Here is a 17,053-nt window from a genome sequence, read left to right as displayed (position 1 = left end):
TTGGTCCCCCGGGCCGGGAAAGTGACCATCTACTGCGAACCCTCGTCATGGTGCTCCTGCTCTGCAAGGTGTGAAAGCCGCATGGAATCGGCAAGGCCTGGGGGGAAGGTTGAAGAACAGTAAGGAACCAATACGACGTCCCGGTTAACCGACAGGGACCGACAGGCAAATGGCGATCTCGCCGAACATGAGTACTCAGGGGGACGTCTTAGGGTGCTCATAGACGCCTCTTCTCCGACCTGGGCGCATTCGGTCAGGAGTATGCAAAACAGACCCGCGCATGAGGGGGACCAGCGTGACCGAAACGGTCGTGAGTACAGCCAAGCCGCAGCCCGCCAAGGCCGCGGCCATTCCGGACCAGAGTGCTCCGGCCGCTCCTCCGCGAGCGAAGTCCTCGGGTGGCCGGCTGCGCGCCCTCGACGGGCTGCGACTCGTGGCGGCACTGATGGTGGCGCTCTACCACTACGGCGGCCGCGGCGGCGACGTCACCACCGCCTGGGGGAAGTCGGCGAAGACGCTGTTCCCGACACTGCACTCGTGGTTCGCCTACGGCTGCCTCGGAGTCCAGGTCTTCTTCATCATCAGCGGCTTCGTCATCTGCATGAGCGGCTGGGGGCGGCCGCTCCGCTCGTTCTTCGCATCGCGCGCCGCGCGTCTGCTGCCCGCCTACTGGGCGGCGGTGATCATCGTGACCGCGGTGTTCGCCCTGCCGATTGTCGTCTACAAGACCGTCTCACCAAGTGACGCGCTGGTGAACCTGACGATGCTCCAGCAGCCCCTGGGCGCCCAGCGTGTGCTGGGTGTATGTTGGACGCTTTGGGCGGAAATTCGGTTCTATGCCCTTTTCGCCCTGTGTATCGTGCTGCCGGGGGCGAACCGCCGACGGGTGATCATGTTCTGTGCCGGCTGGACGCTGGCGGCGGCGATCACGCACGCCTCCAAGAACCCGCTGCTCGAGGTCGTCCTGATGCCCGAGTACGCGCCGTTCTTCGTCGGCGGTGTCGGGCTGTACCTGGTGTACCGGAACCGCAAGGACGCGTACGCCTGGGGCATCGTGGCCGTGAACTGGCTGATCGGCCAGCACTACGCGGTGCAGAGCCTGTGGCACCACCACAACGCGCACGAGTTCTCCTACCGCAGCGCCTACGGCATCATCGCGGTCGTCACCTTCGGCTTCCTCGCGGTCACCGTGATCGCGCTGGGCTGGCTCAGCTGGGCCAACTGGCGCTGGCTGACCGTCGCCGGCGCACTGACGTACCCGTTCTACCTCGTCCACGAGCATCTCGGATGGGTCGTCATCAAGGAACTGCACCGGGGGCTGCACATCCCGCCGTCGGGCACCTTCGCGCTGACCATCGCCTCGATGCTGGTGCTGGCGTGGCTGCTGAATCGGTGCGTGGAGGAGTGGCTGACCCCGAAGCTGCGGACCGCCCTCTCGAAGCCCCTGCTCTAGCCGGACGGGGGGCCGTCAGGCACTGGCGAGGGACAGCTTGACGGCGAACCCCAGGAACAGCGCACCCGCGGCCGAGGTGGCCCCTGCCGACAGCCGCTTGCGGCGGCGGAAGGCCTCGGCCAGGCGGGTGCCGCTGAATATCAGCGCGCTGAGGTAGAGCACGCTGGCGAGCTGCGCGAAGGCGCCGAGCACGACGAAGGACAGCGCCGGGTAGGCATACCCGGGGTCGACGAACTGCACGAAGAAGGCGACGAAGAACAGGATCGCCTTGGGGTTGAACAGGCTGACGACCAGCGCGCGGCGGTAGGGCCGCTCCCCGGCGGGGCCGGCGGGGGCCGGGACGTCCTCCACGGTCTTCTCCCGCCGCGTCCGCCACATCCCCCAGGCGGCCCGCAGCATCCCGATCGCGAGCCACGTCAGATAGCCGGCGCCCGCGTACTTCACGATGCCGAACAGCACCGCGTTCGCCTGGAGCAGGGAGGCGACGCCGGCCGCGGACAGTGTCATCAGCACGGTGTCCCCGCACCAGACACCGGCCGCCGCGGTGTACCCCGCCCGCACCCCGCGCCGGGCGGCAACGGACAGGACGTACAGGGAGTTGGGACCGGGCAGGAGCACGATCAGGACGAGTCCTGCCAAATAGGTGGGGAGATCGATGACACCGAACATGGAAAGGAGTGTCGCACGGGGATCCGACACTCCGGTCCGGGTTTCGGGGGGTGAGACGGTCAGCCGTCGCCGTCGAGGAGGGTGTCGACGGTGAGTTCGACACGAACGCCGACGCTCTGCGGCACGGCCACACTCTGGCCCCGCTTGAAGCCAAGCGGGGCCAGGGTAGTTGCCGTCGACCGGGCCGGCGTAGAGAAGCACGACGTTGCCCAGGTCAGAAGACGTCCGAGGGCACGTACGTCCCCCACACCTCGCGCAGCGCGTTGCACACCTCGCCCACCGTGGCGCGGGCCTTGAGAGCGTCCTTCATCGGGTACAGCACGTTGTCCTCGCCCTGGGCGGCCTTCTTCAGGGCCTCCAGTGCCAAGTCCACCGCCGACTGGTCGCGCTCGGCGCGCAGCTTGGCGAGGCGCTCCGCCTGCTGGGCCTCGATGGCCGGGTCGACCCGCAGCGGCTCGTACGGCTCCTCCTCGTCCAGCTGGAACCGGTTGACGCCGACGACGACCCGCTCGGCAGCGTCCGTCTCCTGCGCGATGCGGTAGGCGTTGCGCTCGATCTCGTTCTTCTGGAAGCCGTGCTCGATCGCCGACACCGCGCCGCCGAGGTCCTCGACCTTCTGCATCAGCTCCAGCGTCGCCGCCTCGACCTCGTCGGTCATCTTCTCGATCACGTAGCTGCCCGCGAAGGGGTCGACCGTCGCCGTGACGTCCGTCTCGTAGGCGAGCACCTGCTGGGTGCGCAGGGCCAGCCGCGCGCTCTTGTCCGTCGGCAGCGCGATGGCCTCGTCGAAGGAGTTGGTGTGCAGCGACTGGGTGCCGCCGAGGACCGCGGCCAGACCCTGGACGGCGACCCGGACCAGGTTCACCTCGGGCTGCTGCGCCGTCAGCTGGACACCCGCCGTCTGGGTGTGGAAGCGCAGCATCATCGACTTCGGGTTCTTCGCCCCGAACTCCTCCTTCATGACGCGCGCCCAGATCCGGCGGGCCGCACGGAACTTGGCGACCTCTTCCAGGATCGTCGTGCGCGCCACGAAGAAGAAGGACAGCCGCGGTGCGAAGTCGTCCACGTCCATGCCCGCGGCGACCGCGGTGCGGACGTACTCGATGCCGTCCGCCAGCGTGAACGCGATCTCCTGCGAGGGAGAGGCGCCCGCCTCGGCCATGTGGTAGCCGGAGATCGAGATCGTGTTCCACTTCGGGATCTCGGCCTTGCAGTACTTGAAGATGTCCGCGATGAGGCGCAGCGACGGCTTGGGCGGGAAGATGTACGTCCCGCGCGCGATGTACTCCTTGAGCACGTCGTTCTGGATGGTGCCCGTCAGCTTGTCGGCGGAGACGCCCTGCTCCTCCGCGACGAGCTGGTACAGGAGCAGCAGCAGAGCGGCCGGTGCGTTGATCGTCATGGACGTGGACACCTTGTCCAGCGGGATCCCGCCGAACAGCACCCGCATGTCGTCGACCGAGTCGATCGCGACGCCCACCTTGCCGACCTCGCCGTGCGCGATCGGGGCGTCGGAGTCGTGGCCCATCTGGGTGGGCAGGTCGAAGGCGACCGACAGGCCCATCGTGCCGTTCGCGATCAGCTGCTTGTAGCGCGCGTTGGACTCCGTCGCCGTGCCGAAACCGGCGTACTGACGCATCGTCCAGGGACGGCCCGTGTACATCGACGGGTACACGCCACGGGTGAACGGGTACGCCCCGGGCTCGCCCAGTTTCCCGGCCGGGTCCCAGCCCTCAAGGGCTGCCGGCCCGTACACCGGCTCGATGGGCAGTCCGGACTCCGACTCGCGCGCCATGGTGTGTGCCTCCGCGTTGCTCTGTTACTCGGCTTGGTGGCCTGGCTCGGTTACTCGCCAGTACAGACGACCCTCGCGACGGACTGTAGCGGCGGCCGTGCGCCCGGTGGAGTGCCGCCCGCTGGGACCTTGCTCACAACCATGCAGCGTAGTTCGCCGGCGGTCACGCATGGGGAGCATCTGAGGGGACACGACCGGACCACGAGGGCCGGTGAGACGACAGGGGCCCGGATGCGTACCAGGGACATGGGCAGATCGCAGGCCGCGGCAGCCGCCGTGGCCACCGTACTGGCCGCGATCACGGGCTGCACGGTGCAGCCCGTGGACGCGAACGGGACGGACGGCAAGCACCGTTCACCCGTACACATCGAGATCCCCCGGGCGCCGTCCCGAAGCGGCACGCCGGGCACGACGCCCGCCCCGAAGGCCCCCTCCGGAGCCGTCCTGTGGGAGCGTGACGACTCCGGCCCCGGCGTGCGCGAACTGCAGGCCCGGCTCCGCCAGGTCGACTGGCTGTTCGACGGCCCGACGGGAACGTACGACGATCTGACCGAGGACGCCGTCAAGGGGTTCCAGGGCAAACGCGGACTGCCCCGGACGGGCCGGGTCGACTCCGTCACCTGGCGGCGGCTGCTGGGGATGACGCACGAGCCCGGCACGTGGGAGCTGTACCTGATGGGCGGCCAGCCGGCCGCCGCCCCGGACCCGCGCTGCATGACGGGCCGGGTGCTGTGCATCAGCAAGACCAGCCGGACCCTGCGCTGGATGATCGACGGGCGGACGGTCTCGACGATGTCGGTCCGGTTCGGCGCCCAGTACACGCCCACCCGGGAGGGCGTGTTCCACATCTACTGGAAGTCGCGCTACCACGTGTCCACGCTCTACCACTCGCCCATGCCGTACGCGATGTTCTTCAGCGGCGGCCAGGCGGTGCACTACTCGTACGACTTCGCGGCGCGCGGATACGCCGGAGGTTCCCACGGATGCGTGAACGTACGGGACGAGGCCGCGATCTCTGCGCTGTTCTCCCAGGTGCGGAACGGCGACAAGGTCGTCGTCTACTGGTGAGAAGCGCGGCGCGGGCCGTGCGGGGCGCGGGCGGGACCGGGGGAACGTGTCCCGCCCGCGCCGGGGTGCACCGAGCCGTGGGTACGGGGGGAACCCCGGCTCTGTGCTACGGCCGATGACCAGTCGGCTCACTCAGTACTGCGCCACAGGGGCCGAAAGTGTCACACCCTCTCCGAAGAAAATTGAAAGCTCTACGAATCCGCAGGTCAGACGGCCGCGGGAGGGATCAGTTCCGTTTCGCGGCGAGTGTCGGCGAACCCTGCGGCCGACGGATCGGCGGCCTTGGTCCGGCGGTCTTGGCCCGGCGGTCTTGGCTCGGCGGAGGGTGGATACGCCGGACGAGGGGCCGACGGATCGGCGGCCTTGGTCCGGCGGTCTTGGCCTGGCGGAGGGTGGATACGCCGGACGAGGGGCCGGCGGGTCGGCGGCCGGGAAGATACGCGACGGGTACGGGCCGGTAGGCGGCCCGGACAGATGGCCGTCGGAGGAGCGGTGCGGGGCAAGGCGGCCGATGGGCAGCCACCTCGGCCGGACAGGCGAGCGACGGCTCGGCTACCGGTGGGTCACTGCCCGTCGGACGGGCTCAGCGCGCTGTACGTCGGGCTCGGGGACGCCGTCTTGTCCGGGAGGACGGAGGCCGGGGCGCGGGACTTGGCCGTCGGCGGGGCGACGAGGCTGTTACCGCCCGGCCATATGTGGCCCTCGCCGTCACCTGCGCTGCCGCCCTGGTCGCCGTCGCCGCCGTCCTTGCCGCTGCTGCCGTTGCCGTCCGTGCCGGCGTCCTCGCCGCCGTGGTGCGTACGGTCCTCACCCCGGCCCAGGACGCCCGTGCAGAACTCCTTCACCCGCCCGCTGCCGCCGGCCGCGTCCTCCAGGCCGCGCAGTCGCCGGGTGCCGAGGTCCCTGCCGTTGACCAGGTCACGGCAGGAGGAGCGCACCCTCGTCCACCATTCCTCGTTGCGGCCGTCGGTGCCGTTGTCGGTGGAGCCAATCCGGTGGCTCGGGCGGGACCCGGCGTTCGCCTCGTCGTGCGAGGAGTCGCCCTGCGTGGGCGCGCCGCTCGTACCGCCGGGCGTCACGGAAGGGGAGCCGTCGGTCTCCGAGCCGCTGGGCGTCGGCGTGAGCAGCGGCTGCTGGGAGTTCACGGCGGCCGACACGGACGCGGCGGGGCCCGGTTCATCACCGAAGGGCGTCCGCAGAATTCCGGTTCCGGCCGCCACCGCGACGCCGCCGATCATTGCCGCGGCCACCGCCGCGGCGAGACCGAACCGCACCGGCCGCCCCCAGCGGACCTTACGGCCACCGGTGGCCGGACGGCCGAGGCGGACCAGGCCGGCGTCCAGGGAGTGGGCCGCGGGCTGCCGGTGCACGGGCCGGCCGGGCGTCGTCCGCTCGCCGTCGCGGGCGGTGCGCACGGTCCGGAAGGCGGCCAGCGCCTCGGCCTCGCCCGGGAGTTCGACGCCGGTCGACAGGGGTGTCGCGGCGAGTGCGGCAAGGGCCTCCGCGAGCCTGTCGGCGTGTGCGCGGGTGTCGTCGTCGACGGCGTCCAGCGGCTCTCCACGGAGCAGACGCTCAGCCGCGTCACCGTCCAGCCACTTGTACTGCTCGTCGGCCATCACATGTCCTTCTGCGTCCGCGAACGCGTATGCGTCACACCGGCGGACGACACCGTGCGCCTGTGCATGTCTCGTTGGGAAGGCAGGGCGCCGAGCGCGCCGGCGGATTCCGGATCGGTCTCCGCGCCCGCATCGATCAGCTCCGCGAGTCGTTTGAGGCCACGATGCGCCGCCGTGCGCACGGCTCCGGGCCGCTTGCCGAGCGTGTCGGCGGCGGTCTTGGCGTCGAGGCCCACGACGACGCGCAGCACGACGGCCTCCGCCTGGTCCTGCGGGAGCTGGGCGATCAGGGAGAGGGTGCGTCCCGTGGCGAGGGACTCGATCGCCTCGCCGGCCGTGTCCGACTCGGCGGCCTTCCCGCTCAGTTCGGTCTCGTCGCCGCCGATCGCGGGCCGGCGTCCGCGCATGCGTATGTGGTCGAGTGCGCGGTTGCGGGCTATCCGGGCCGCCCAGCCGCGGAACCGGTCGGCGTCACCGCTGAACCGCTCGAGGTCACGGGCGATCTGCAGCCATGCTTCGGAGGTGACGTCCTCCGCGTCCGGGTCGCCGACCAGCGTCCGCACATATCCGAGCAGCCTCGGGTGCACCGCTCGGTACACAGTCCGGAACGCGGTCTCGTCCCCGTCTTGTGCCGCAAGCACCGCGGCCGTCAGCTCCGCGTCGTCCCCCAGCAACCCGAACTGCCCCTCTGTGCGCTTGAGCCGACACTGCTGTGGCGTGCCGGATCTCGCCGTCGTGATTCTCATCGTGGCCTGCGGCCTGTGGCCCGCTCGTGGTCTGCGGCGGTTGTATCACCCGTATTGCTGATCGTCCGCGGTCGGCGCGAAAGGCACGTTACGGCCTGAAACCGCGCTACGTCCACGACAGTACAACGTGCAACCAACTCGTGACGCGGTGAGGTGTGACAGAAAACGCATCCACGGCGCTGTAGTGAGTACGGGCCGCCGCGCGGCCCGTGCCGCGCGACGGCCGGGGCCTCTCCTGTGGGGGGTGGCGGCCCCGGCCGTTGCCATCGGCCGCTCCGCGGACCCCGGTTGGACGGATCCCCCGCCCCGGAAGAACCGACACGGACAGCGCGCGCTTTCTCTCCGCCTTCTTACCGCGCGTCCTTCTTACTTACCGTCCGCGGATGCGGAGTTCCCGGACGGCTTCGCGGCCCACCCGGTGTCGGCTTCGCCTACATCCCGGCCGACTTGACGGACTTCCCGCTCTCGTCCGACTCCCCCGGCGTTGCGGGGCAGTCCTCCGGTCTTGTGTCACGCCGGGGCGCGCCGAGCTCACGGGCGAGACGCTTCAGACCCCGGTGGGCGGCGGTGCGGACCGCTCCGGTGCGCTTGCCGAGGACACGGGCGGCCGCGGGCGCGTCGAGGCCGACGACCACGCGCAGCAGCACGGCCTCGGCCTGGTCGCGGGGCAACCGCGAGACGAGCTCCACGGTGCGCTCGGCGGACAGGGACTCCAGGGCCTGATCGTGGGTGTCGTGGCGGTCGGCCGGTTCGAGTACGTCGCTGTCGGGCGCCGTGGAACCGGGGCGGACGCGCCGGTGGCGCAGATGGCCGAGTGCGCGGTGCCGGGCGACGGTCGCGGTCCAGCCGCGGAAGCCGGCGCCGTCGCCCCGGAACCGCCGCAGGTCGTGGGCGATCTCCAGCCAGGCGTCGGACGCCACGTCCTCCGCGTCGTCGCCGACGAGCCCGCGCAGATATCCGAGCAGCCCCGGTTGCACGATCCGCTAGGCGACCGCGAAGGCGGTCTCGTCCCCCTGCTGGGCCCGTACGACGGCCGTCCCCAGCTCTCCGTCGCGCTGCTGTGCGCGGCGGGGTTCCCCTGCCTGGCCCAACGCTGTCCTCGTTCGTGGCGAGTGGTCCCGCATCCCCACGCGTACGGCACACCGGTCGTGCCCACGCCCAAGGTCATCAGCGTCGGCGTCCACGGAAATGTCACTGCCCGTCAAGTAGCCCGGCCCGCCGCGCCGTCCGGTGTCCGTCAGGACCCGGCCGTGCCCGTGGCGTCCCGGCACAGCAGTCGCAGCGAACCGTCGCCGTGGTAGCAGCGGCGGGCCTCGTCGACGGGGTCCCAGAGGCGGCCGTCGGGCGTGCGCACCCAGTGGTCGCTGCCGGCCGTCCACCACTCGCCGCCGGTCAGCCGGATCACCACTTCGCCCGCGTACGCGCCGAATCCGCGCAGCACCGTCTCCACGGCGGCGTACGGCGCGCGCTGCCGGCGTATGTCCTCGATCGTCCGGTCCACCCGCCACAGGCTCTGCGCGGAGTAGTCGAGCCGCAGCCGGGCACCCTCGCGCATGGTCGTGACGACGTCGGCGGCCCAGCGCACGGGCTTGTTCGCGGCGTGAGGCCTGGTCAGCTGAGTTGCGTTCACAACCAGGAGAGCGTGGCCCGGCCTCCGGGTGTCACGCCGTCCGGAGGGGGTCCCCGACACCGGTGCAGGACCGCCGCAACGAACCACAGGACGGACACAGGATCCTTGCACCGAAGGGGGTTGACCCAGGTGGAGGAGCGTTTCCCGGGGTTACGAGCGGCCTCGTGCGCGCCGGGACACCACGGCCCGCAGCACCCTGCGCCCCTCGGTCGACACGTCCAGGGCCCGGCGCAGTCCGCCTGCCCCGTGGCCGGTGACCAGCTCCAGTACGGCGACCTGGCGCCGCAGTTCGGCGGCGACCAGCGGCGGCACCCCGTCCGTGCGGCCCTCTCGGCAGTCCGCCACCGAGAACTCGCCGTCGTCGGCGGCGGGGTCCAGCAGCCGGTGTATCCGCAGCGCGGCGACCGAGCAGGCGTCGGCCCACTGACGCAGGGCGTCCACGGACACCTCCGCGGGGACCGCCGCCAGCATGCCGCGGGCGAGCTGCGCGGCCTCGGCCTCCGAGGCGCAGTCCGCCTCGTCCCCGGTCTCCTCCTCGATCCCGAGTCCAACGCGCGCCTTGGCGAGCCGCTCCTCCCAGTCATGACCCTCGACGAGGCTCGCCCAGAGCGGGCGCAGGACCTCGTCGTCGCCTCCGAGCAGCGGGACACAGCGATCCAAACAAGCCAGACCGCTCGCCGCGAGTGCTCGCTCGTCGGCCTGTTCGATCAGGTCAACCAGGCTCATCACGCCTCCTCGGAACGCCGCGTGGGGGCGTTTCACGTCTACGGATCCCGCACTTCCCCTTACTGCGTGCAACCTACCGGGAGTGTCACCGGGGCACCACGCCCAGTCGTCCGGGAGTTCGAGGAAGAGGTTTTCGGCCAACTGCGGCTCCGCGGCGGAGGTCTCAGCCGAGGCGGTTCGCCAGTTGCTGGAACTGCGTCCAGGACAGCGCCGGCGTCCTCGGGTCCCAGAGCTTCTGGATGGTCGCCCGCAGCGGCATATGGATCCCCGCCGCCACCTGGTCCTGGGTCTGCGCGTAGGCGCGGTCGCTCCACACCGCGAACACCCCGCCGAGGATCTGCCCGTCGTACGTGGAGGACACCGCCGTACTGCCCCGCAGCACGCGCGGGTTCCACTGCTCGTAGATGCGCCGGCCGGTCGGGTAGACGAAGGTCTGCGGCTGGCCGAGCACGTAGTAGAGGTACTCGTCGTTGTAGTTGATCACCTTGCGGCCCCCGGCCAGGTAGCCGTCGGGCTGCCGGGCGCCGATCTCCTTGCCGGTCCAGTACGCGGCCTCGAGATCCTTGGCGGGCTGCACCGAGGCGGTCCGGTAGAAGCCGTCGTTCCAGGCACGCATCGTCCGGCCGTGCCCGCGCATCACGTTCGCGCGGTCGTTCAGCCAGCCGGTCGCGAGGTCGGTGATGCCCGCGTTCGGCCCGTACTTCGCCCTCGCCGCGGCGGCGAGCTGAGGGTAGGACGCGGCCGGATTCGCCACCGTCAGCGCCTGGTACTCGTCACCGCCCAGATGCCAGTACGCGCCCGGGAACACCCCGGCGAACTCGTTGAGGAGGTCGTCCACGATCTTCGCGGACTCCGGCTTGGAGATGTCGAGCGTGCCGCGTGGCGCGGTGCCGTAGACGCTGCGCAGCTGCAGTTCGGGGTGCGCGTCGATGACCGCGCCCAGATGCCCGGGCGAGTCGATCTCGGGAACGATGGCGATGTGCCGGCTGGCGGCGAGGTCCACGATCGCCTTGACCTCGGCCTTGGTCAGGTGCTCCCTGGACACGATCTCCGGATGCGAGGAGGACTCGATACGGAAGCCCTGGTCGTCGGAGAAGTGCAGGCCGAGCTCGTTGTACTTCAGATCACCCAGTTCCCGGATGCGGTCCTCGATCCAGCTCGCCGTGTAGAACTTGCGGGCGATGTCGATCATGAACCCGCGGCGCGGCTTGGCGGGCGCGTCCTTGACGACGCCCTCGGGGGCCGTCCCGCCGCCGTGCACCTCCTGCTTGAGGGTGCGGGTGCCGTAGAAGACACCGGCCTCGCCCGGACCGGTGATCCGCACCCGCCGGTTCTGGACGGTCAGCGTGTACGACTCCTGGTCACCGCTCCCGCTCAGGCCCAGTTCCACGTCGCCGTCGCGGGCCCCGGTCTGCCCCGCGTACGTCATGCCGAGCTCACCGGCCAGCAGCTGCCCCTCGTCGGCGAGCGGCGCGTTGTCGATCACCACGCGTGCGCCGGAGGCGGGCCGCCAGCCCGGACCGTGGGCGGGGGTGTGCTCGCGGACGGCGGGGATCGTGGCAGGCGCCTGGGACAGCGGATAGGTGGCCGTCGGTGACGGAGTCCTGGCGCCGCCCGGCGGGCTGACGGACGGGCCGCCGCCGGAGGGCCAGAACGCCACGGCCGCGGCGACGGCGCCCGCCACGACGATTCCGCCGCCCACAAGCAACCCGTTGCGCTTTCGGTGCGTCTCCTTCACAGGAACCCGTCGTCTCCGGCCGGTCACCGCAGCACACCTCGCTCCACACCCGTATCAGGCCCCGTCGTGGGCATGCGCCGGTGAGGCGCCCGACGCACCCCGCACGTCCGTATCGGTCCGGCTTTCCACCGCACGTCGTCCACCTCCACGCGCCTGTCCCCTTCCGAACCTACGACCCCCGCCCGCCCCACCTGTCCACTGGACGCACCAGGACTCTCCCATCCGGGTGATTTCCGGGCAGCGCCTGGACGGGCACCCGACCGCCGCGGATAACGTGGCGCCGGTTTCCCGCACACTCCCCTGCCGACCCGCATGTGGCGTCCGCCCGACGCCGCGCCCGCCACTCGCCGAGGACCCACGCTGCCTTCGCACCGTCCCCCGCACCTCCCCGGCTCCACCGCCCTCCCGGCGCAACGCCGCAGCAAGGCCCCCACGGGTCTTGTGCGGTTCAACTCCGCGCCCGCCGAGGACGTCCGGCGTGCCCTGCTCAGCTGCTGCCGGAGCCCGCGCTGGGCCGACCGCGTCGCCGACCACCGTCCCTACCCCGATCTGGACTCCCTGCTCGCCGCGGCCGACGAGGCGGCCTACGACCTCACGTCCGCGGACATCGCCGAGGCCCTGGCGGGCGAGTCGCTCACCCTACTGCCGGCCGGCGCGTACTCCGCCGCCCGTACGGCACTGAGCGCGGCGCACGCGGCCTACGAAAGCAAATTCGGGCACATGTTCGTCATCTGCCTGGACGACGTGACGCCCGGGGAGGCGGCCGACCAGGTACTGGCCGCCATCCGGTCACGGTTGACGAACGATCCGGAAGAAGAGCGTCCGCTCGCGGCGGAGGAGCTGCGGCGACTGGCGCGAGGACGACTCGCACGTATGGTCCAGGACTCCCGTGAGCGGCCCGTGGTCGAGCACGCCCGATAGCCCGTCCGTGCTCGTTTCATTGCCGGTTCGATCACATCGGCAGGGCCGCCGTGAGCGTTCCGACAACACGTCGCTACGATGCTGGGGGCCGGTGGACCGTACCCGGCTGGGCCCGACCGACACAGAAGCCGGCGCGGCCCTAGTCCCCGCTCCCGGAGGGTTCTTCCGTGCCGGCTGGAACGCTGTACCGCGGCCGGGAAGGAATGTGGTCCTGGGTGGCTCACCGAGTCACCGGCGTCCTCATTTTCTTCTTCCTGTTCGTACACGTGCTGGACACCGCTCTCGTCCGTGTCTCCCCCGAGGCCTACGACAAGGTCGTGGCCACGTACAAGACGCCGATCGTCGCCGTGCTGGAGTACGGCCTCGTCGCCGCCATCCTCTTCCACGCGCTGAACGGCCTGCGTGTCATCGCCGTCGACTTCTGGTCGCAGGGCCCCCGCTACCAGAAGCAGATGCTGTGGACCGTCGTCGGCATCTGGGTCGTGCTGATGCTCGGGGCCATCTACCCGGTCCTCGGCCACGCCGCTCGTGAAGTGTTCGGGAGCTGACGCGCATGTCCACGACTGAAACCACCCCCTCCGGCATCGGCCCCGTCGAGGGCGCCACGTTGTACGACGTCGACAACCCGGCGCCGCTCATCGAGGCGCCGCGCAAGCGGACGCTGAAGACCCCGAAGTCGACCCGCGGCAACTTCGAGATGTACGGCTGGCTGTTCATGCGCCTGTCCGGCATCGTCCTGGTCGTCCTGGTCCTCGGCCACCTGCTGATCCAGCTCGTCCTCGACGGCGGCGTCTCCAAGGTCGGCTTCGCCTTCGTGGCCGGCCGCTGGGCCTCCCCGTGGTGGCAGGTCTGGGACCTGGCCATGCTGTGGCTCGCCATGCTGCACGGCGCCAACGGCCTGCGTACGGTCATCAACGACTACGCCGAGCAGGCGAGCACGCGTCTGTGGCTGAAGGCGCTGCTCTACACCGCCACGGTGTGGACCATCCTGCTGGGCACGCTGGTGATCTTCACCTTCGACCCGAACATCCGCTAGGCACGGGGCTGCGAGAATCATGAAGATCCACAAGTACGACACCGTCATCGTCGGCGCCGGCGGCGCGGGCATGCGCGCCGCCATCGAGGCGACGAAGCGCAGCCGCACCGCCGTGCTGACGAAGCTCTACCCGACCCGCTCCCACACGGGCGCCGCGCAGGGCGGCATGGCCGCCGCGCTGGCCAACGTGGAGGAGGACAACTGGGAGTGGCACACCTTCGACACGGTCAAGGGCGGTGACTACCTGGTCGACCAGGACGCCGCCGAGATCCTGGCGAAGGAGGCCATCGACGCGGTCCTCGACCTGGAGAAGATGGGCCTGCCGTTCAACCGGACGCCCCAGGGACGGATCGACCAGCGCCGCTTCGGCGGTCACTCCCGCAACCACGGCGAGGCCCCGGTCCGCCGCTCCTGCTACGCGGCCGACCGCACCGGCCACATGATCCTCCAGACGCTGTACCAGAACTGCGTCAAGGAGGGCGTGGAGTTCTTCAACGAGTTCTACGTCCTGGACCAGCTGATGACCGAGGTCGACGGCGTCAAGACGTCGGCCGGTGTGGTGGCCTACGAGCTGGCCACCGGCGAGATCCACATCTTCCAGGCGAAGGCCGTGATCTACGCGTCCGGCGGCACCGGCAAGTTCTTCAAGGTGACGTCGAACGCGCACACGCTGACCGGTGACGGCCAGGCCGCGGTGTACCGCCGTGGTCTGCCGCTGGAGGACATGGAGTTCTTCCAGTTCCACCCGACCGGCATCTGGCGCATGGGCATCCTCCTCACCGAGGGTGCGCGCGGTGAGGGCGGCATCCTCCGCAACAAGGACGGCGAGCGCTTCATGGAGAAGTACGCGCCCGTCATGAAGGACCTGGCGTCGCGTGACGTCGTCTCCCGCTCCATCTACACGGAGATCCGCGAGGGCCGGGGCTGCGGTCCCGAGGGCGACCACGTCTACCTGGACCTCACCCACCTCCCGCCGGAGCAGCTCGACGCCAAGCTGCCCGACATCACCGAGTTCGCCCGTACCTACCTCGGCATCGAGCCCTACACGGACCCGATCCCGATCCAGCCGACCGCGCACTACGCGATGGGCGGCATCCCGACGAACGTCGAGGGCGAGGTCCTCGCGGACAACACCACGGTGGTCCCGGGCCTGTACGCGGCCGGCGAGGTCGCCTGCGTGTCCGTCCACGGCGCCAACCGCCTCGGCACGAACTCGCTCCTGGACATCAACGTCTTCGGGCGTCGTGCGGGCATCGCCGCCGCCGAGTACGCGGAGGCGGCGGAGTACGTGGAAGTGCCGGAGAACCCCGCGCAGCTCGTGATCGACCAGATCGAGCGGCTGCGCGCGTCCACGGGCACCGAGCGCGTGGCGGAGCTGCGCCGCGAGCTGCAGGAGACCATGGACGCCAACGTCATGGTCTTCCGCACCGAGCAGACGATCAAGACGGCAGTCGAGAAGATCGCCGAGCTCAGGGAGCGCTACAAGAACGTGGCGATCCAGGACAAGGGCAGGCGGTTCAACACGGACCTGCTCGAGGCCATCGAGCTGGGCAACCTGCTGGACCTCGCCGAGGTCATGGCGGTGTCGGCCCTGGCCCGCAAGGAGTCCCGCGGCGGTCACTACCGCGAGGACTACCCGAACCGCGACGACGTCAACTTCATGCGCCACACCATGGCGTACCGCGAGGTGGGCGCCGACGGCACCGAGTCCATCCGTCTCGACTACAAGCCGGTCGTCCAGACCCGCTACCAGCCGATGGAGCGTAAGTACTGATGGCTACCCCTGTTCTGGACAAGGTCGAGGCGGAGTCCGCGGCCTCTCCGTACATCACCGTCACCTTCCGGGTCCGCCGTTTCAACCCGGAGGTCTCGGCGGAGGCGACCTGGGAAGACTTCCAGCTGGAGATCGACCCCAAGGAGCGCGTCCTCGACGGTCTGCACAAGATCAAGTGGGATCTGGACGGCACGCTGACGTTCCGCCGCTCCTGCGCCCACGGCATCTGCGGCTCCGACGCCATGCGGATCAACGGCAAGAACCGTCTGGCCTGCAAGACGCTGATCAAGGACATCAACCCCGAGAAGCCCATCACGGTCGAGCCCATCAAGGGCCTCACGGTCCTCAAGGACCTGGTCGTGGACATGGACCCGTTCTTCCAGGCGTACCGGGACGTCATGCCCTTCCTGATCTCGAAGGACAAGAACGAGCCGACCCGTGAGCGTCTGCAGTCCCCGGAGGACCGCGCGCGCTTCGACGACACGACGAAGTGCATCCTGTGCGCCGCCTGCACGTCCTCGTGCCCGGTGTTCTGGAACGACGGCCAGTACTTCGGCCCGGCGGCCATCGTCAACGCGCACCGCTTCATCTTCGACTCGCGTGACGACGCCGGCGAGCAGCGCCTGGAGGTCCTGAACGACAAGGACGGCGTGTGGCGCTGCCGCACGACGTTCAACTGCACGGACGCCTGCCCGCGCGGCATCGAGGTCACGAAGGCGATCCAGGAGGTGAAGCGAGCGCTGATCACGCGCCGCTTCTGATCTCCTCGATCCGGCTTCAGGGCCCTGTTTCCGTCACTCCGGAAACAGGGCCCTCGGGCGTTTTTGGCGGGTTCTCGCTCCTGCCGATCCGTTCCTTCCGCGGTCACACTGCGACATGGGACGACGCCGAGACCTCGGCGAAGATCTCCTGCTCCGACTCCTGGTCGGCCGGCAGCGGATGGTGCAGGGCCTCCAGCAGTTCGAACCGGTGCAGGTCGTACACCACATGCATCAGGCCGGCATAGGCCTGCGCGGCGACCACCGCGCCCCGGTAGGCGACCACGGCGAGGAGCACGGACCCGCCGCACAGCCACCAGCGGTCCTCTTCGTCGTACAAGGCGACCCCGGACATGACGGCCACCGCGAGAAAGCTCCAACAGAGGTTGACCGCCGTGTCCAAGGCATCCCTCGTCGAGCGAAGGGCGTCAGCCATACGGTCCGAGACCTGCATGTAGATGCGCGGCCAGGAAGCGAGCGTGGAGAGACCGTAGCGCTCACCGGCGCTGAGCTCGCCGGCACGCAACGCGTTGCCCAGTGACGTGGGCAGCAGGACATCGGCGGCGGCCGGGTGCGCCCCCACTCGGCGTCCGGCGTCCGCGCGCACCCGGCGGGCGGCCTCGTCCCGCGCCGCCCCCTCGGCCCGCTCGCGCAGTGCCTCCCACCGCCGCCGCTGGACTTCGATCAGCGCCCCGGCCAGTCCGGCCGTCGCCGGCCAGCGGTCCCAGTACCCTTCCAGCACCCGCACCGCCCGGACCTGAAACGGCTGCAGCAGCAGGGCGAGCAGCGCCGCGCACACGATGAGGGCCAGCACCGTGGCCGTCAGACCGCCGGCGGTCACCGGAAGCACGCGCCGACAGTCACCGCGTCCTGTGAAGCCGCCGGCGCGTACGAGTCCCCGGACACAGGTGACGAAGATCCCTCACGGGGCGAGACCGGCCGTCAGTAGCCGCCGCACGAAGCCGCCTCCCCCATGAACCCGCTCTCACGGGCATCACACGTCACACGCCCTTGAGGCCCCTCAGTATGACCGTCACACCGGGCGGCAGTACGAGCCGCCACCCGCAATGGATCCGGACACGGATCGAGGGCCCGCCCCCCCGGGGAGCAGGCCCTCGCATCG

At 70.2% G+C, this 17,053-nt stretch carries 15 protein-coding genes and 1 pseudogene; 7 read left to right on the top strand and 9 right to left on the bottom strand.

Going from position 1 to position 17,053, the window contains the following annotated elements; translation table 11 throughout:
- Positions 1-295 precede the first annotated feature (295 nt).
- Positions 296-1,453, top strand: a complete 1,158-nt coding sequence (locus ABZ904_RS27410; protein WP_361825983.1) for an acyltransferase — start codon at positions 296-298, stop codon at positions 1,451-1,453.
- A gap of 15 nt (positions 1,454-1,468) precedes the next feature.
- Here the strand turns inward: ABZ904_RS27410 and leuE are convergent, their stop codons facing one another.
- Both leuE and ABZ904_RS27400 read right to left on the bottom strand, forming a co-directional pair.
- Complete coding sequence (leuE, locus tag ABZ904_RS27405; RefSeq protein WP_359393819.1) at positions 1,469-2,122, bottom strand: leucine efflux protein LeuE; 654 nt, start codon at positions 2,120-2,122, stop codon at positions 1,469-1,471.
- Positions 2,123-2,336: 214 nt separating this feature from the next.
- Entirely contained in the window at positions 2,337-3,917 is a 1,581-nt protein-coding gene (locus ABZ904_RS27400; protein WP_359393822.1) for a methylmalonyl-CoA mutase family protein, read from the bottom strand.
- A 231-nt stretch (positions 3,918-4,148) separates the two neighbouring features.
- Between ABZ904_RS27400 and ABZ904_RS27395 the strand changes: the two genes are divergently transcribed.
- Positions 4,149-4,985, top strand: a complete 837-nt coding sequence (locus ABZ904_RS27395) for a L,D-transpeptidase family protein (RefSeq protein ID WP_360998116.1) — start codon at positions 4,149-4,151, stop codon at positions 4,983-4,985.
- A gap of 563 nt (positions 4,986-5,548) precedes the next feature.
- On the opposite strand, the gene ABZ904_RS27390 is transcribed toward ABZ904_RS27395, so the two are convergent.
- The 6 genes and pseudogenes from ABZ904_RS27390 to ABZ904_RS27365 all read right to left on the bottom strand — a co-directional run bounded on the left by ABZ904_RS27390 (position 5,549) and on the right by ABZ904_RS27365 (position 11,363).
- Positions 5,549-6,601, bottom strand: a complete 1,053-nt coding sequence (locus ABZ904_RS27390) for a hypothetical protein (protein ID WP_360998118.1) — start codon at positions 6,599-6,601, stop codon at positions 5,549-5,551.
- A complete protein-coding gene (locus ABZ904_RS27385) occupies positions 6,601-7,275 on the bottom strand; it encodes an RNA polymerase sigma factor (protein ID WP_359393927.1) in 675 nt (224 codons plus the stop codon). The genes ABZ904_RS27390 and ABZ904_RS27385 overlap by 1 nt, the downstream gene beginning before the upstream one ends.
- A 503-nt stretch (positions 7,276-7,778) precedes the next feature.
- Positions 7,779-8,438: pseudogene (locus tag ABZ904_RS27380) on the bottom strand (RNA polymerase sigma factor).
- Positions 8,439-8,584: 146 nt separating this feature from the next.
- Complete coding sequence (locus ABZ904_RS27375) at positions 8,585-8,977, bottom strand: hypothetical protein (RefSeq protein ID WP_359393828.1); 393 nt, start codon at positions 8,975-8,977, stop codon at positions 8,585-8,587.
- A gap of 150 nt (positions 8,978-9,127) precedes the next feature.
- The gene (locus tag ABZ904_RS27370) at positions 9,128-9,703 is read right to left on the bottom strand and encodes a hypothetical protein (RefSeq protein WP_359393830.1); all 576 of its coding nucleotides are present in this window, start codon (positions 9,701-9,703) and stop codon (positions 9,128-9,130) included.
- Positions 9,704-9,866: 163 nt separating this feature from the next.
- The gene (locus ABZ904_RS27365) at positions 9,867-11,363 is read right to left on the bottom strand and encodes a glycoside hydrolase family 20 protein (protein ID WP_359393929.1); all 1,497 of its coding nucleotides are present in this window, start codon (positions 11,361-11,363) and stop codon (positions 9,867-9,869) included.
- 390 nt (positions 11,364-11,753) lie between these two features.
- Here ABZ904_RS27365 and ABZ904_RS27360 point away from each other — a divergent pair, with 390 nt between their 5' ends.
- The 5 genes from ABZ904_RS27360 to ABZ904_RS27340 all read left to right on the top strand — a co-directional run bounded on the left by ABZ904_RS27360 (position 11,754) and on the right by ABZ904_RS27340 (position 15,933).
- Entirely contained in the window at positions 11,754-12,362 is a 609-nt protein-coding gene (locus tag ABZ904_RS27360) for a 2-oxo-4-hydroxy-4-carboxy-5-ureidoimidazoline decarboxylase (RefSeq protein WP_359393832.1), read from the top strand.
- Positions 12,363-12,529: 167 nt separating this feature from the next.
- Complete coding sequence (gene sdhC, locus ABZ904_RS27355) at positions 12,530-12,910, top strand: succinate dehydrogenase, cytochrome b556 subunit (RefSeq protein ID WP_359393834.1); 381 nt, start codon at positions 12,530-12,532, stop codon at positions 12,908-12,910.
- Between the two features lie 5 nt (positions 12,911-12,915).
- Positions 12,916-13,398, top strand: coding sequence for a succinate dehydrogenase hydrophobic membrane anchor subunit (locus ABZ904_RS27350; protein WP_359393837.1), 483 nt, complete (start codon positions 12,916-12,918; stop codon positions 13,396-13,398).
- Between the two features lie 19 nt (positions 13,399-13,417).
- The gene (gene sdhA, locus ABZ904_RS27345; RefSeq protein ID WP_359393840.1) at positions 13,418-15,172 is read left to right on the top strand and encodes a succinate dehydrogenase flavoprotein subunit; all 1,755 of its coding nucleotides are present in this window, start codon (positions 13,418-13,420) and stop codon (positions 15,170-15,172) included.
- Complete coding sequence (locus tag ABZ904_RS27340) at positions 15,172-15,933, top strand: succinate dehydrogenase iron-sulfur subunit (RefSeq protein WP_359393843.1); 762 nt, start codon at positions 15,172-15,174, stop codon at positions 15,931-15,933. The genes sdhA and ABZ904_RS27340 overlap by 1 nt, the downstream gene beginning before the upstream one ends.
- Positions 15,934-16,036: 103 nt before the next feature.
- Here the strand turns inward: ABZ904_RS27340 and ABZ904_RS27335 are convergent, their stop codons facing one another.
- Positions 16,037-16,780, bottom strand: coding sequence for a hypothetical protein (locus ABZ904_RS27335; protein ID WP_360998124.1), 744 nt, complete (start codon positions 16,778-16,780; stop codon positions 16,037-16,039).
- Positions 16,781-17,053 lie beyond the last annotated feature (273 nt).

Source organism: Streptomyces sp. NPDC046900 (assembly GCF_040644975.1).
Lineage (GTDB): Bacteria > Actinomycetota > Actinomycetes > Streptomycetales > Streptomycetaceae > Streptomyces.
Note: the sequence above shows the minus strand (reverse complement) of the source record. Positions and strands in the feature narration are given on the sequence as shown.